Here is a 15,562-nt window from a genome sequence, read left to right on the forward strand (position 1 = left end):
GCCTGTTCCCATTCACAGACGAAAAATCGTGGGAACAAGTCTTCGTGAGTATGCGAATTAAACTCCCATTTTCCTTTAAAGTCAACCGAAACCCGTTCCCTCATGAATTTGAAAAAGGGCGTTGGAAACATTATAAATTAAGGAGTTACGAACTTAGAAGGACGGATATTATATTGAACATATTGAAACAAAAGCAACAAACAACCTTTCCCCTTTACCGGACACCACCCCGATGCAGAAATAATCAGGATTCCCGTTGAATTCTTGTAGGAATTTTCTGATAATAAATAGGAGAAATTCGCAATTACGCCCTGTTTCGTGGTAATCCCAACCCAAAAGGGGGAACTTATGATGCGTTTGCTTGCCACCATATTACTGGGAATGCTGGTCTGCACACCGGCCTGGGCCGGGAAGAAATCCGTTGAGTTGACCGCCTCCATTCCGGCCCACGAATGGAACTCCACCCGTCTCCAGAATGTTTACCAGGGATCGACCCTGAATTTTGAACTGACCAGCGATGAAGAAATCCGGGTGCTGTTGCTCGACAAGGAAGGGTTCCAGAAATACCCGCAAATCGACCGGGCACTGTTCCAGTCGGTGGCATCCCATGAAATCAAGTTTTCGGTGATCACCCCGAAGAGCGGCGATTACTACCTGGTCGTGGACAACACTGCAGGCGACCTGCAAGTGCATTACCTGGCACGCATTGAGGCACGCACCAATGTCATGGCAGAGAAGAGTCCCCCCTGGGTGATGGCTCACCGTTAGGTTTCCTTCAAAGCCTGTCGCGAGGCAGGTGAGACCGGATTGAGCCCCCCGGACCGTCAGCCGCTATCAAAAAAACAAAACCCCCGCTTTTTAAAGCGGGGGTTTTTTGGTTGGGTCTTCGATCCGGCACCCTTAGGTGTTCCCCTTGATTGAAACAAAAACCGTGCTTCAGCGGGTTTCACCGTCCAGGGGCAGGCGGCCGAACCGCTCTTCGTATTCCGCGATGATTTTGTTCAACAGAACCAGGAGACGTTTGGCGGCAAACGGGTTGAGCACCATGCGGTCGCTGAGTTGAATCGTCACTTCATTGTCCTGCGGCACATTCCAGGTCTGGTTGGTGCCGAAGAAGATGGACACTTCCTCGCGCGTGCTGGATGCGTTGACCACATTGGCATAGGTGGTCTGCATTTTTGAATCGTCCCAGTTCAACTTCAGGTTCTGACCGCCTTTTTTCTGCGCCGCTTGAGGACCGGTCCCTCCCGGGCTCGCCGCTTTCTTTTCTTCCGCCATACAACCTCCCCATGTTTTCAAGAATGATAACGTATGCCCAAACCAGTCACTGCTCTCAACAAGAAGGGGTTCGCAAACCGGGTGGTCCGCTTTTTTCGCAGGCAAAATTTTTTCGATGCGAAATTGCCGCGATGCAAAAGGTCGCGGCCCCAAAACAAAACAGGGACTGAAGTTTTAATTTAATACCATAAAGGCTGGGTTCAATAAATACAAGAGTGGGAAAGGATAACCAGGAAAAGCCGTAAGCAGGCAGGGGTTCGTTCAGGCGCCCTCTTCGATCAAGCCCGCTGAAATTCCACACCCAGAAGATTCTGGATGACCTCAAGAATTTCTTCCCTTTGGACAGGCTTTTTGAGCACGGCATGGCTGCCGCCAATTTCAAACATTTTCCGGTAATGGGTGAACGTGTAGGCCGACACCATGACAATTTTGATCTGGTCCTTGCCGAAGCGCTGGTGAATCTGCTCCACCACCTGCAGGCCGTTCATGTCCGGCATGCTGTAATCCAGGAAAATGATGTCCGGCACCCACTTCCGCAACCGGTCCATGGCCTTGCGTCCACTCTCCACAGACTGGGTTTCCACTTCGAGCGCTTCCAGCATTTCCACGAGGATTTGCGTATTGGTCTCATTGTCATCCACGACCAGCGCCTTCACCTGAAACCCGGCAGCCAGCCCGGTGACCGCATGCAGGGTATCGTCCTTTTGCGGCAAGGGACCCTCTGCCGGCGGCAGGTCAAGGGAATAGTAAAAACACGATCCCTCCCCTTCCATCGAAACCACCTCCAGTTTCCCGCCCATGCCATCTATCAACCGTTTGCAGATGGCGAGTCCCAATCCCGTACCTCCCTTGCCTTTTTCGCGGTCCACCTGGCCAAAGGGTTCGAAAATCAATTTCTGGTATTCGGCCGAGATGCCCGGCCCGGAATCCCGGACGGTGAAGTCGAACCGGTTCCCCTCCCCCTGCTCAACCTTCAATTCAACTTCTCCCTGTTCCGTGAATTTGATGGCATTCCCAACCAGGTTGATCAGCACCTGCCGGATTTTTGCCTGGTCCCCGCGCACTCCAACCTTTTCACCGAGGTTCATCCCCGTGACTTTGAGTTTGAGACCCTTTTGCTCGCAAACCCCCACGTTCATCCTGACCACTTCCCGGATCATTTCGGCCAGATCGAAATCCTCCGTGTAAATTTCAAGTTTGCCGGCTTCAATCTTGGAAAGGTCCAGTACGTCGTTGATGAGGGCCAGCAGATGCTTGCCCGAAAGGTAAATGGCCTGGATTTTTTTCTTTTGCAGAGGGTCCAGCCGGATATCACGCGCCAGGATCTGGGAATAACCCAGCACGGCGTTCAAGGGCGTGCGGATTTCATGGCTCATGGTCGACAGGAAAACGCTTTTGGCTTGATTGGCTTTCTCCGCCTTTTCCTGCTCCCTCTGGTATTCCGCCGTTCGTTCGCGAACCCGGTTTTCCAGTTCCTTGTTATTTTTCAACAATTCCCGGGCCATGCTCTGGAAGGCGCGGGACAACTCCCCCATTTCATCTGCGGATTGAGTGGCCACATTCACATCCCAATCCCCGCTCTCCAGTTTTCGCGCCCCTTCCGTGAGGGCCCGGACCGGGCGGGTGATCGACACCACAAAGATCCCACCCAGAATCAAAAACAGGGTCAGCGCCAAAGCAAAAATCCATTGCAGCCGTTTTTCCAGATAACGGGAAGGAGCCAGCACTTCCCCGGCATCCATTTCCAAAACCAGCCCCCAGCCCAAGCCTTCGGAGTCCTGCGGGTCGCGGGAAGGTGCAAAAGCCACCAGGGTTTGGGCTCCGCCTTCGTCCAGGTACATATACCCCGTCTGCCCTTTCAACAACCGCTCCACGGGAGTCCACGTGGCAAGAGGGGTGCCGAAAAATCCGGCGCCCTCTGCAAGCATTCCTACTGTTTCCTCGTTCGACAGGCTGGTCAAGATTCCCTGTCCGTCCCTATCCACCAGGTAATACTGGAAACTCTTGAAAGTGGAAATGTTCTTATAATGGTCGAGGATTTCCCGAAGGACATTGGGTTTCAGGCCCACCTTCAGCACACCCAGCACCTGGTCGTCTTCCTTAATCCGGGTCGCCACGGATAGAGAAAAGGTATTGGAACTGGAGTCAAAGCCGATTTCATTCATCCAGACGTCCGGGCGATTCAATGATTGCCGGAACCACTCCTCGTCTGCCTGATAAAAATCACTGCTCTTGGGGTGGGTAGCGAAAATGACTCCATGGCGGTTGGCGGCAAGAATCTCGCCATACAGGCTTTCTTCAAATTTCTTAAGGAAGAAACGGATTTTTCTGGAGAAGATTTTGGAGAGGTCGTTTTTTAAAATGAGGTCGATGTGGGGATGCGAACGTCCACTCACCCAGGCCGACTCGATTTCCGCAATCTCGGATTCCGGATCGGGAAGGGAGTCGAAATATTCATTGGACTGCTGCGCCATGGCGACCACCCGTCGGTCATGGGCCAGTCGTTCAATTCCCTCTGTACGAAGTGAAATTTGGCTTTCAAGAAAGTCCAGATAAATCTGGGCCAGCCGGCTGGCTTCCTTGCCCGCCTGGTTGCGAAACGTTTCCTGGGCAAAGCTGAACTGAATGTAAACAACAATGCCCACACCCAGGGCAAACAGAAGAATGAAGGTGTACAGCTTTTGACCCAGTTTCATGGTTCCAGCCTCCTTTGAAAAAAGAGCCGGTCGAAACTTTTTGCCAGGCCCGGTACGGGGCTGGATGGCTACCCGGTCAACGGGAAGAGTCCGCCGATGGTCAGGGATCGGGAGCCGATAGGCGGCAGTCTATTTAACTATAAGGCAAGAAAAGTTTGGTTTCACCCCAAATTTTCAAATGAAACCGGGGAAAAGAGAACAACCATCGGGGCAGATTCCGCCTGGTTTGCCGGGAGCAAAAGACAGGAGGTTTTTAATGATGCGGGGGGATCTTGTCCAGTTCAGCGGTGATGGAGGCTTTGTCACACGCCTCCGCCATGCGCTGCAATCGGGCGGCAAGCTTTTCTTCCTCCGGACCCATATGCGCCATCGCCGGGAGCAGTTTTTCGAATTCATCGAAAAGCCCTTTCGACAGCGCCTCCCGCATCTCCTCCACCACCACGGTGGGAATGGAGAGTTGGGTGTACTCAATGGCCGGCTCCTCCGGCTCGCTCCCGTTCCCGTTGTCCTGGCAGCCGGCAACAAACTCCACGGACATGATACGACGGATGGCCTCCAGAAGCTCCTCCCGGACCAGCGGTTTGGAGATGACCGTGGTCACCCCGTTATCCAGGAACATTTTCTTTTCGTGATCCAGTGCGGAGGCTGAAACCATGACAATTCGGTACCGGTCGGGCCCATGCCTGCGGGAGATCTGGCGAAGCATTTCCAATCCGTCCATTTCCGGCATGCGGTAATCAATAAGAAGAAGGTCGGGGTTCCATTCCTCAAGCACGGCCAGTCCCTCGCGCCCGTTCACGGCGATTCTGACCTCCATGCCGGCGCGCTGGAGAATTTCCTGCATGATGTCCAGATGGTTGGGGTCGTCATCCACAATGAGAGTGCGCAGGGATATTCCGGGTGCCAGGGTGACGTGTTTTTTCAGATCCGCCGGGCCCACCCTCAGTGGGCGCTCGGAGGGGAGCAGCGGCAGTTCGAAAGAAAACCGCGTGGGGCCGCCATTTTTAGATTCCAGCTTCATGTCCCCGCCCATCAGTTCCACCAGTCGCCTGCAGATGGCCAGTCCGAGGCCGACCCCACCCTTTTCCACACCCGCTTTGCCCTGCTCAAATATGCCGAACACGGCATCCTGGTTTTCAGGGGCGATGCCGGGGCCGGTGTCGATCACTTCGAACCGGTAAACGTCCCCCTCCGCCCGGGTTACCCGCAATTCCACACGGCCCGATTCCGTGAACTTGAAGGCGTTGTCGAGCAGGTTGCTCAATACCTGGTGGATTTTCTGCTCGTCCCCGAACACAGGAAGGGGGCGATCCACATCGCCCGTGACCGCCCATTCCAGTCCCTTGCCGCGACACAAGGCCCCGTAACGGGAGTCCACTTCCCAGACCAGGTCATTGAGATTGAAAGGATGAATATGCAAATCTTCCTTGCGCGCCTCGATCTTGGAAATATCCAGGACATCGTTGATCAATTGCAACAGCCGCGATCCGGAATGGTAAATCCCCTTGATCTTCGCCTTCTGTTTGGAATCGAGTTTGGGGTCGCGGTCCAGGATCTGCGCATACCCGAGCACCGCATTGAGAGGGGTGCGGATCTCATGACTCATGTTGGAGATGAACAGGCTTTTGGCCTGGTTGGCTTTTTCCGCATCCTTTTTCGCAGCGAGAAGTGCTTCGGCCTTGGTCGAAACCTGTTTTTCCAGTTCCTCCAGGTGCAACACCAACTCGTCCGTCATGTTTTTGAAGGACAGGGAGATGTCCTGGATGGGCTCGGTCTCTGCCACCGGGCTTTCACGTACCGAATCGGATGGAACCCTTTCCCGACCGGGACGGACACGGGGCCGGGTGGTTCGCATGAGTTTTTCCGCGGGCTGAACGAAGGCGAAAATAAGAATCCCGCCCACGACCAGCGCAAGCAGAATCAGGACCCCCCATATGCCTCCCAGACCCATGCGCAAAACGGATATCGGCTCCAGAACTTCTTTCGCGTCCATTTGGAGGATGAGGGACCAGCGAAGTCCGGAAACATTTTCAAAGTTCCGCGACCGCTGGTAGGTGATCAGAGATGTCTGCCCCCCTTTTTCCTGGAAATAATGACCATTCTCTCCTGCAAGCACCCGCGACACGGGTTCCCACGAGGACAGGTCTTTTCCAAAAGGATGGATCCTTGCCGGGCTCCTGCCGCCTGTGATGGAATTGGCCAGACTGCTTAAAATCACCGAGCCCTTGCCATCGACAAGGAAATAATTGAGGGACTGGATGGATTCCTCTTTTTTAAACTGATCCAGCAGATTGCGGATGATCACAATGTGAAGGCCGGCCTTGATCATTCCCACAAACCGGTTCTCGTCGTCCCTCATGCGTACGGCCAGCGTTGTGGAAAAGGAATCGGTGCTCTCATCGAACGCAATGTCTTCCACATACACGTCGTCTTCCGACTTCAGCGCTTCCTGGTACCAGCTTTCGTCTGCCTGGTAATAATCCGTCGTGCGGGGGGAGGCGGCTATCAGCGCACCATACCGGTTGGTGGCGAAGATTTCGTTGAACACCTCCACGCCGTATTTCTTTTGCAGAAACCGGCGTTTTTCGGTGAAGGTTCGGGACAGGGGATTGTTCAGGAGAGTTTGGACCGTCCCTGTATCCTGTCCAGCCAGCCAGGCCTCGTCCGTCTGGCGGATGAAGGCGTCGCGGTCCGGCAGGGCGTCGAACTCCCGGTTGGATTGCTCGACCATTTCCATTATGGGCAGGCTGTGAGCCAGGATCTGGAGCTCCTCACCACGCATGAAAAGGATGCGGTTTACGGACTCCAGCGTGCTTTCGGTCAAGTTCTGAATTTCGCCCGCAATGCGTTCCTTAATAATGGACTGGGAATGATTGAGAAGAAAATAACCGAGCATTCCAACCAGAACGCCCACCAGCGCAATCAGACCAAAGATCTTCCTGGAAGTATTCATTGGCAATGGTTCCCACCCCTTATTCGACGAACACCGGAGATTGCCCAAACGTCTCAAAAAAAAACTGAGGCTTCTTCGTTTTCCGACCACTTTGCTCTCGATCCACCTCCGAACCACATTTGCATTGGCGGAACCTGTTCACACACAAATCCGTATTCCAAACGGATTTCTGCCTTTTCTCAATTACAAACCTTACCTTTATGTTATCTGAAAACCATCAAATTTTCTCCAAAAATAAGGTAAACAGAATATTTTTTATCAGACAAACCCCCTAATATACCCTACTTCATAGCAATATGGTTTTGACCCTAAACCCAAAACCAAAAGGACTTCCGCTGATCCGGGAGTTCAATTAATACGGCACTTTCTGCACGATGGCTTTCCAGGGGACCCGCCCTTTTCGCAAGCGCTTTCTCAAAATCGACTTCCCGCCGACCTTCATTTCGCCCATCATTCAGTTTCGTTTATCCGATATCGTGAAGATGAGGTCCAACCAGGGGACCAGAGGTTCGTCTTTAAATGGAAATTTCCCGGAGAGGGGCCTACTTTTATATAGGTGGAGCCTTTTAAATCAAAGGTTCCTTGTTGTGCGTGCGGGTAACAAATAACAATATCGAGGTTTGCCATGAACTCCAAAAAGCAATTCGACGAATTTTGGGCAACCATTCAAACGCGAATTCACCAGCATCCTGTCATCGTATACAACCCTTACTGCAAATGGTTTCGGCAGGGAACATTCACCCTCGAGGATCTGATTCACCTGTTCACGCAATTCGCCGTTTTTTCAAAATGGTTCCTGCTCGTACAGATGATGCGCATGATGCACGCACCGGACCTGGAGGCGGAGGCGCACGCACGTTACATCCTGGCCAACGAACTGGGCGTGCACATCAACCCCGACGGCACCACCGAAAACCAGCCGTTCAAAACCCGCTGGGCCCACATCAACTGGTTGCGCGACACCGCTCAACCACTGGGCCTGAACCCGGAACTGCTGGGAAGCTGGGACGCGGCCACACCTTCCACAAGGCGTTTCATCAGCGGCCTGGAGGAAACCTACGGAAGCAAGGACGGGGAAGTCGGACGCGGTGCCAGTTACGCCATCGAAACCTGGGCGGCCTGGGGCATCGGCACCTCCGAGGAGGCCAACAACTTCTGGAAAGAACTGATCGGCGGACTCGAAATCTACAACGAAACCTGTCACGCTTACGGCGACCCCGCCATCCCGCTCGACTTCTTCGAGTTCCATTTCAACAGTGAGAAGGGTCATGGCGACAACGTGCTGGAGGAACTGCAGCAGGCATTCCACAAGCCGGACTTTGACAACGAAAAGTTCCTGCAGGCGGGAGAAAAGGCGCTGGACGCGATCTACACATTCTGGATGGGGCTCGACCGCGACCGCCACAACCGGGAAGCCATGCGGAACCATTATCCGCTCGTGGTGGGAGCCTGAAACAGTTAGGACTACCGAAGTAAGCAAAGAAAATCAATCGGCCCGCGGACGTGTCCCAACGGGCCGGTTTTTTGGACTTTTTGAAGGGCGCCTCACCCGCCCCGCACCGCCAGCCTGCGGCCGTACAGTTCTTCATATTCCGCGAGGCACCCGGCATTGACGATGACGTGCCGGTTGGCCGGAGGGGTGCCCGCAAAAATCCCGCGCACGGCCAGTTCCACCTTCTTGCCGTTCATGGTTTTCGGCACCTCCCGCACCTGGAACATTTCGTGCGGCACATGCCGCGGCGATTCTTCGGTCTTGAGGGCATGACGGATACGCGCCTGCAGGGCATCGTCGAGTTCCACCCCTTCCGCCAGCACCACGAACAGGAGAAGGCGGATGTCCCCCTCCTCCTCCACGCCGATCACCACGCTGTCCTGCACCTCCGGAAGGTTCTCCACCACACGGTAGATCTCCGCAGTGCCGATGCGCACCCCTCCCGGATTGAGCGTGGCGTCGCTCCGCCCGTACACGATCACGCCGCCTTCCTTGGTGATGCTGATGTAGTCGCCATGCACCCACACGCCGGGCACTTTCTCGAAATACGCACTGCGATAGCGCGCCCCGTCCGGGTCGTTCCAGAACGCCACCGGCATGGAAGGCACGGGCGAGCGACACACCAGTTCTCCCTGTTCACCCACTACGGGTTTGTTCCCGGGGCCGAGCGCCGCCACGTCCATGCCCAGCCCCAGGCACTGGATTTCTTCCTCGCGCACCGGAAGCATGGGGTTCCCCAGCATGAAGCAGGAGATGATGTCGGTGCCCCCGGAGATCGACGACAACTGCACATCTTTTTTGATGGCGCGGTACACGTAACGGAACCCTTCGCGGTCGAGAGGCGATCCGGTGGACAGGATCGCTTTCAGGCTGGAGAGATTTGCCCCTTTTCCCGGCTCCTTGCCCTGTTCCCGGTTGATGGCGAGATACTTCGGACTGGTGCCGAACACGGTGATGCCCGTCTCCTCCACCAACTGCCACAGTAAGTCGAGCGACGGGTACGCAGGCGAGCCTTCGTAGAGGACGATGGTCGCATGACGAGCCAGTGCGGAGACCAGCCAGTTCCACATCATCCAGCCGCAGGTGGTGTAATAAAACACCACGTCGTCGGGACCGATGTCGGTATGAAGCGCGTGCTCTTTATGGTGTTGCAACAGCGTGCCGCCGGCCCCGTGCACGATGCCTTTCGGCAGGCCGGTGGTGCCGGAGGAGTAGAGGATGAACAGGGGATCGTTGAAGCCCACCGGATCGAACCGCAATTCCACGTCGCCGCCCTCGCGCGCAAACTCTTTCCATAGAACCGTGGACGGAAGACCGAGCTTGGACGGGTCGTAGTCCGGATCGAGGTAGGGCACGACAACCACATCGCGCAGTCCGTTTATCTTCGGCACGAGTTGCCGCAGACGGTCGTCGAGGGAATGCGCCTTGCCGTTGTAAGTGTATCCGTCCACCGTGACCAGCACCTTCGGCTCCACCTGGCCGAAGCGGTCGAGCACGCCCTGCAAACCGAAATCCGGCGAGCACGAGGTCCACACCCCGCCCACCGCCGACGTGCCCAGCATGGCGATCACCGTCTCCACAATGTTCGGCAGGTAACCCGCCACGCGGTCGCCCTGCTCCACTCCCGCGCGACGCAGCGCCGAGGCGAAGCACGCCACCTGGTGGCGGAGTGTGTCGAAGGTCATGTGCGTGGTCGGGCGCGTCTCCGAGCGGCTGATGATGGCCGTTTTGTTTCCCGGACCTTTCAGCAGGTTCGCCGCGTAATTGAGTTCCGCGCCGTCGAACCACACCGCACCGGGCAGGGTCTTCGAGGAAAGGGTCTGTTTCGGCGGGCGGGTGAGATCGATTCCCGACTGGCGCAGGTAGTATTCCCAGAACTGTTCGAGGCACTTCACCGACCAGCGGTGCAGGGTGGAATAGGTTTTGATATTGAGATCGAATTCCCGGTTCACACCTTTCATGAACCGGGCCATGTGGGAATGCTGTACCCGTTGTTTAGAAGGCCGCCAAAGGATCGGGTTCATCACCGTCTCCTTAAAAAAAGTCGGATCAATCGCGTCACACCAGTTCGATCACCATCGCCGTGGCCTCGCCGCCGCCGATGCACAGACTGGCGCATCCACGCTTCTTACCCTGCGTCTGGAGCGCATTGAGCAGCGTAACCAGGATGCGTGCCCCCGTCGCGCCGATAGGATGGCCCAGAGCAATCGATCCCCCATGCACGTTCACCTTCTCCGGGTCGAGACCCAGTTGGTCGTGCACGGCAAGGGACATCGGAGCGAAGGCTTCATTGATTTCGAACAGGTCGATGTCCCGGATCTCCAGCCGCACCGCCGCAAGCACTTTCCGGATGGCCTCCACCGGCGCCAGCGCGAAGGTGTCCGGCGACTGCGCGTGCGTGGCATATCCCAGGATGCGCGCCAGCGGTTTGTGGTTGGCAGACGGCTTGCCGACGATCAACGCCGCCGCGCCGTCGCTCAGTTTCGCTCCGTTGGCCTTGGTGATGGTGCCCCCCGGCTTTTCGAACACCGGCGGCATCGAGTCGAACTGGTCCAGATTGTCGAGGTGCGGCTGCTCGTCGTGATCGACGGTCTGCGTATACGTCCGGTGCCATACGGGAACGGTCACCAGTTCCTTCGCCACGATGCCCTTGTCCATCGCCTTGCGCGCGCGGGTGTAACTTTCTTTTGCGTACGCGTCCTGCGCCTCGCGAGTGTAACCGAGACGGTGCGCGAGGATCTGGCTCAACTCACCCATGTGCCGGTTCTCATGCGGGTCCCACAGCCCGTCGTGGATCATGCCGTCCACCATGTGGGCGTTTCCCAGCTTGTGGCCGCGCCGCATGTGCGGCACGAGGAACGGCGCGCGGCTCATGTTCTCCATCCCCCCGGCGACAACAAAATCGGATTGATTCAGCCGGATCGATTGATCCGCCATCATCACCGCCTTCATGCCGGAACCGCACACCTTGTTGACGGTGGTAGCGCCGACGCTGTCCGGGATGCCGGAATGCAATGCCGCCTGCCGCGCCGGGGCCTGGCCCACGCCCGCGGTCAACACGTTGCCGAGGATCACCTCATCGATGTCCTCACCCTCGAACCCGCCACGTTTGAGGGCTTCGCGGATGGCGAACGCCACCAGTTCCGGTGCGGGCACCGGCGCGAGGGCGCCGTTGAAACGCCCGATGGGCGTGCGCACGGCGCTGTATATGTAGGTGAAGGAGTTTTCCCGGCTCATTGGAGTGACCTTTCAGGTTGGCCCGTCATTTTTTGACCGTGGGGCGTTCCATGCGGAACCGGTCGGTGGTCTTGGCATAAAAGTCCGCGCCCATCCGGCCGACGTTGTTGAGCAGTTCGGGAGGGATTCCCTTTTTCCACTCGATGGAGGAAAGGGATTCGGAAAGATAAATTTCACGCACGTCGCCCAGCACCAGCGTGCCCGTGCCCGCGCCGCTTCCCAAAGGCACCGTGCGGTTGAGTTCGCACACCAGTTGCACCGGGCTTTCGGCGATGAACGGCGGTTTGCCTTCCCCGCGCTCGATCACCGCCACCTTGGCTTCCTCGAACTCGCTGACGCCGTAGTCGAACGGCGCGGAGCTCAGGTTCGCCTTGTCCGCCGCCTCGTACGAAACCACACCCACCACGTACTCGCGCGTGGCCCTGATGTTTTTCAGCGTGTCCTTCTCCGATCCGTCGCGGTTGAAGAAAATGGAATTGGAGATCATCGGCGGGTTCATCGAACAGATGTTGAAATAACTGAACGGCGCGAGATTGCGTCTGCCGTCGGCGGAGATGCTGGAAATCCACGCGATGGGACGCGGCTGCACGATGGAATTCATCAGGTGGTACACATCCACCCAGAAATGGTCCGCCGGACGGATGGCGGCATAGCCGTTGTGTTGGGTCATTTGCGGGTCTCCTGCCAGCTTTTGGGATAATCCGGGTCTTCCAGCGCTTCGCCTTCCGCCGTCAATATCATCGGCGCGAAGGTATCGACCATCACCGCCTGCTCCTCGGTCTGTTTCGCCCCGATGGACCCCGCATACGCGCCGGGATGGGGTCCGTGCGGAATGCCTGATGGATGGTAGCTGATCGAGCCGCGCTCGATGCCCTTCCTGCTGGTGAAGTTTCCGGAATGGTAGAACAGCAACTCGTCGCAGTTGACCGACGAATGGTAGAAAGGACACGGCACCGCTTTGGAATCGAAGTCCAGAGGCCGAGGCAGGAAACTCATCACTGCGAATCCCCCACCCGCAAACGTGAGGTGCGAGGTGGGAGGCAGGTGCACGCGGCCGGTTTTGGGCTGGATGGCGTCGAGGTTGATCGCGTACGGGTACACGTAACCGTCCCAGCCTTCCAGGCGGAAATAGTTCTCGGAATAATGTGTGCGCGTGAATGCGCCCTGCCGCTTGCGCACGATGGACACCGGCTCCTCGTTCTCAAACAGGTCCGCATCCCATTCCGGCAGTTGAAAACTGCGCTCGGAATACGGCGCGTCCATCTTGAACTGCCCCGCGTCGTGGCGGAACTCCGGGGGGATGTCGATGTCGCGTTTGCCCTCCACGTACAGCAGACCGGGAGGGGTGTCGAAGCGGAAGCGGTACGGACACGACCGCGGGATGACGAGGTAGTCGCCCGCGCGCAATGTTATTTTGCCGAACAGGCTTTGCAGTGTGGCTGCTCCCTCGTAAAGGAAGAACAGCTCGTCGGCGTCGTTGTTGGCGAAAAAGGTTTTCTCTTCTTTTGCCGGATGACACAGCCCGTAAGTGAGGTCGTCGTTGAATGCCAGCAGGGTGCGGCCGGTGATGAAATGCTTTTCCGGCTGAACCTGCCAGCCGCGGAAATGCCGTCGCTCCAGAAGCGCCTCGCCGCGCGGTGTGGGGCGCCCCCACGCCGCCTCGGTATAGACCTCGCGCATCGACTCGCCGGTCGGCGGGTGGTGCATGTACAGGATTGAATAAGGCTCTTCAAACCCTTCGCGCGTGAAGCAGTATTCGTTGAGCAGTTTCGATCCCGCGTAGTGCGCGGTGTGGTGCATGGGTGCGATGTTGCCCAGCTGCATGTAACGGAACATGAAGATTCAACCGACCCTGTGGGTCAGCCTCCCTATGTGTTCGATTTCCAGTTCAACCACGTCGCCGCTGTTCAAAAAACGGTCGAGTTCCAGTCCGCATCCACCGCCCACGGTACCGCTGGCCAGCACGTCGCCGGGGTACAGCGTCTGGTACTCGCAGGCGAAGGCGATGGCCTGCTCGAAAGTGAAATGCGACGAGCCGCTGTTGGCTTCCGTCAGCAATTCCCCGTTCACCCAGGCACGCATGGTGAGGTTGCGCGGATCGGGAATTTCGTCGGGCGTCACCATCCACGGCCCGAGCCCCGTGTTGAAGTCCTTGCCCTTCGCCGGGCCCAGCCCGACTTTCATGACTTCAGCCTGGAGCGCGCGCGCGGAAAAATCGTTGACGATGGTGTACGCGCCGATGCAGTCGGTGGCCTCCTTCTCCGAAACGCCGCGGCATTCCTTTTTGAGGACCACGCCCAGTTCCAGCTCGAAATCCTTTTTCTTCTCACCGGGGGGAAAGATGACGGTGGTGTTGTGTCCGCTGAAACAGCGCGGCGAACCGTTGTACCACACCGGGTACTGGTACCATTCCGGCACCATCTCCAATCCGCGCTTGCTCCGGGCGGTCCTGACATGCTGTTCGAACGTGTAGAAATCCATGAACGCCCCGGGTTTTTCCACCGGCGGCAGTAGCGTGACCACTTCCAGCGGCAGGCCGGGTTGTTCCACGATTTTGCGCAACAGGGAATCGCCTGCGTGCAGGGCGTTGAGCGCCTCCACGGTATTCATGCCGATCAACGGGAACACGTGGCCTTCATGGAGCAGGCCGTCGTGAGACGGCTGCCCCGGTGCCACATAGCGCAACAGCTTCATGAAACCGACTCCTGCATTTCGATGGCCTCGAACAGGGCGCGGAAGTTGCCCTCACCGAACCCGGGATGTCCGCACCGCTGAATGATTTCGAAGAAAAAGGGACCCGCGTTTTCCTCGTGGTACAGGCCTGACGCGTCCTTGAGGAAAATCTGAAGCAGGTAGTCGCCGTTATCGCCGTCCACCAGGATGCCCGCTTTTTTCAGGTCGCTGATCTCTTCCCTGATTTTACCGATGTTCTGTTTGGCGATGCGTTCCGGAAGCATGTCGTAATAGGTATCCGGCGTGTCGAGAAATTCAATGCCGCGGCCCTTCAGCGTCTCCACCGTTTCCAGCAGGTTGTCCACCGCCAGCGCGATGTGCTGGATGCCCGCGCCATGGTTGCGCTCGACGAAGGTCTGGATCTGCGACTCGTTGAAGTGCGGGTACAGCGGTTCGTTGGTGGCGAACTTCACCTGCGAACCCGGATCGTACATGACCTGCGACGACAGTCCCGTGCCCTTGCGCCCGGACCGGGTGTCCGGTGTGTGGAACGACACGCTCCAGAATTTTTTGAAGTCCAGCACATGCTCGAAAAAATTGTAAACCGGGTACAGCGTACGGGCGTTGATGGTCATGTGGTCGATATTCTTGAAGGGGGACCGCTCCGCCGGGGGATGCGACACCTTTTCGAACATGGGAATGTCTTCCTCGTTGCCCGTGACTTCGAGAAACGTGATTTCCAGAAACCCGATGGGGGTGGCGATGGTCACGAAGCGGTGGCGGCTGTGGCCCGCTTCCACCACCTTTTCCGGATGCACGAAGGTGGCGTGATGCTCTTTCAGGTAATCGACGGCGCGGTCGAGGTCTTCCACCTGCAGGGTGACGTTGCGGATGCCGGGGCAGAGGATTTTGAGGTACTGCGCGGTGTAGCTGTGGTTCGACAGAGGCGTCGAGACCATGAGGCGAACGTCATTGGCGGAAAAATAGATGGCCTTGCTTTTGAACCGCTCCTCCCATTGAGGGGTGGACCGGTGGGTTTCCACGAGGCCCATCTTCTCGATGTAAAAGTTACGGCTGCGGTCGAAGAAGTCGACCACGAATTCCACCGAAAAAACCTTTCGGATGCCTAATTGGGAAGCTGTGTCCATGTTGCGACTCCGTTGGAAGTGAACCCGTACAACCTTCTTATGAATATAGGTCCCGGAAAACCGCTTGGCACTTAATATTTAGATG

General features: G+C 56.9%; 11 protein-coding genes. 2 read left to right on the forward strand and 9 right to left on the reverse strand.

Features of this window, described 5'->3' with window-relative positions:
* The first annotated feature begins 348 nt into the window (after positions 1-348).
* Entirely contained in the window at positions 349-768 is a 420-nt protein-coding gene (locus tag ACTRW9_RS01255; protein ID WP_442426581.1) for a hypothetical protein, read from the forward strand.
* 168 nt (positions 769-936) lie between these two features.
* Here ACTRW9_RS01255 and ACTRW9_RS01260 read toward each other — a convergent pair whose 3' ends face one another.
* The 3 genes from ACTRW9_RS01260 to ACTRW9_RS01270 form a co-directional block, all read right to left on the reverse strand.
* Positions 937-1,278: a DUF3467 domain-containing protein gene (locus tag ACTRW9_RS01260; RefSeq protein ID WP_005008434.1), complete on the reverse strand. Its 342-nt coding sequence runs from the start codon at positions 1,276-1,278 to the stop codon at positions 937-939.
* A gap of 278 nt (positions 1,279-1,556) precedes the next feature.
* A complete protein-coding gene (locus ACTRW9_RS01265) occupies positions 1,557-3,974 on the reverse strand; it encodes an ATP-binding protein (RefSeq protein WP_442427996.1) in 2,418 nt (805 codons plus the stop codon).
* 253 nt (positions 3,975-4,227) lie between these two features.
* Entirely contained in the window at positions 4,228-6,927 is a 2,700-nt protein-coding gene (locus ACTRW9_RS01270) for an ATP-binding protein (RefSeq protein WP_442427997.1), read from the reverse strand.
* A gap of 625 nt (positions 6,928-7,552) precedes the next feature.
* Between ACTRW9_RS01270 and ACTRW9_RS01275 the strand changes: the two genes are divergently transcribed.
* Positions 7,553-8,380 (forward strand): hypothetical protein, encoded by an 828-nt coding sequence (locus tag ACTRW9_RS01275; protein ID WP_442427998.1) that lies wholly within the window; start codon positions 7,553-7,555, stop codon positions 8,378-8,380.
* 92 nt (positions 8,381-8,472) lie between these two features.
* On the opposite strand, the gene ACTRW9_RS01280 is transcribed toward ACTRW9_RS01275, so the two are convergent.
* From ACTRW9_RS01280 to ACTRW9_RS01305, 6 genes are read right to left on the reverse strand one after another with little or no spacing between them, the layout of a single operon-like run.
* Positions 8,473-10,443 carry an acetoacetate--CoA ligase gene (locus tag ACTRW9_RS01280; protein WP_442427999.1) on the reverse strand — a complete coding sequence of 657 codons (1,971 nt, stop codon included), beginning with the start codon at positions 10,441-10,443 and terminating at the stop codon, positions 8,473-8,475.
* Positions 10,444-10,477: 34 nt separating this feature from the next.
* On the reverse strand, positions 10,478-11,656 hold the full coding sequence (locus tag ACTRW9_RS01285) for a thiolase family protein (protein WP_442428000.1): 1,179 nt from the start codon (positions 11,654-11,656) through the stop codon (positions 10,478-10,480).
* A gap of 25 nt (positions 11,657-11,681) precedes the next feature.
* Entirely contained in the window at positions 11,682-12,326 is a 645-nt protein-coding gene (locus ACTRW9_RS01290) for a flavin reductase family protein (protein ID WP_442428001.1), read from the reverse strand.
* Complete coding sequence (locus ACTRW9_RS01295; RefSeq protein WP_442428002.1) at positions 12,323-13,492, reverse strand: homogentisate 1,2-dioxygenase; 1,170 nt, start codon at positions 13,490-13,492, stop codon at positions 12,323-12,325. The genes ACTRW9_RS01290 and ACTRW9_RS01295 overlap by 4 nt, the downstream gene beginning before the upstream one ends.
* Positions 13,493-13,498: 6 nt before the next feature.
* Entirely contained in the window at positions 13,499-14,350 is an 852-nt protein-coding gene (locus tag ACTRW9_RS01300) for a fumarylacetoacetate hydrolase family protein (protein WP_442428003.1), read from the reverse strand.
* Complete coding sequence (locus ACTRW9_RS01305) at positions 14,347-15,477, reverse strand: VOC family protein (protein WP_442428004.1); 1,131 nt, start codon at positions 15,475-15,477, stop codon at positions 14,347-14,349. The genes ACTRW9_RS01300 and ACTRW9_RS01305 overlap by 4 nt, the downstream gene beginning before the upstream one ends.
* Between the last annotated feature and the right edge of the window lie 85 nt (positions 15,478-15,562).

Source organism: Nitrospina sp. 32_T5, from assembly GCF_052156635.1.
In the GTDB taxonomy this organism is placed as follows: Bacteria; Nitrospinota; Nitrospinia; order Nitrospinales; family Nitrospinaceae; genus Nitrospina.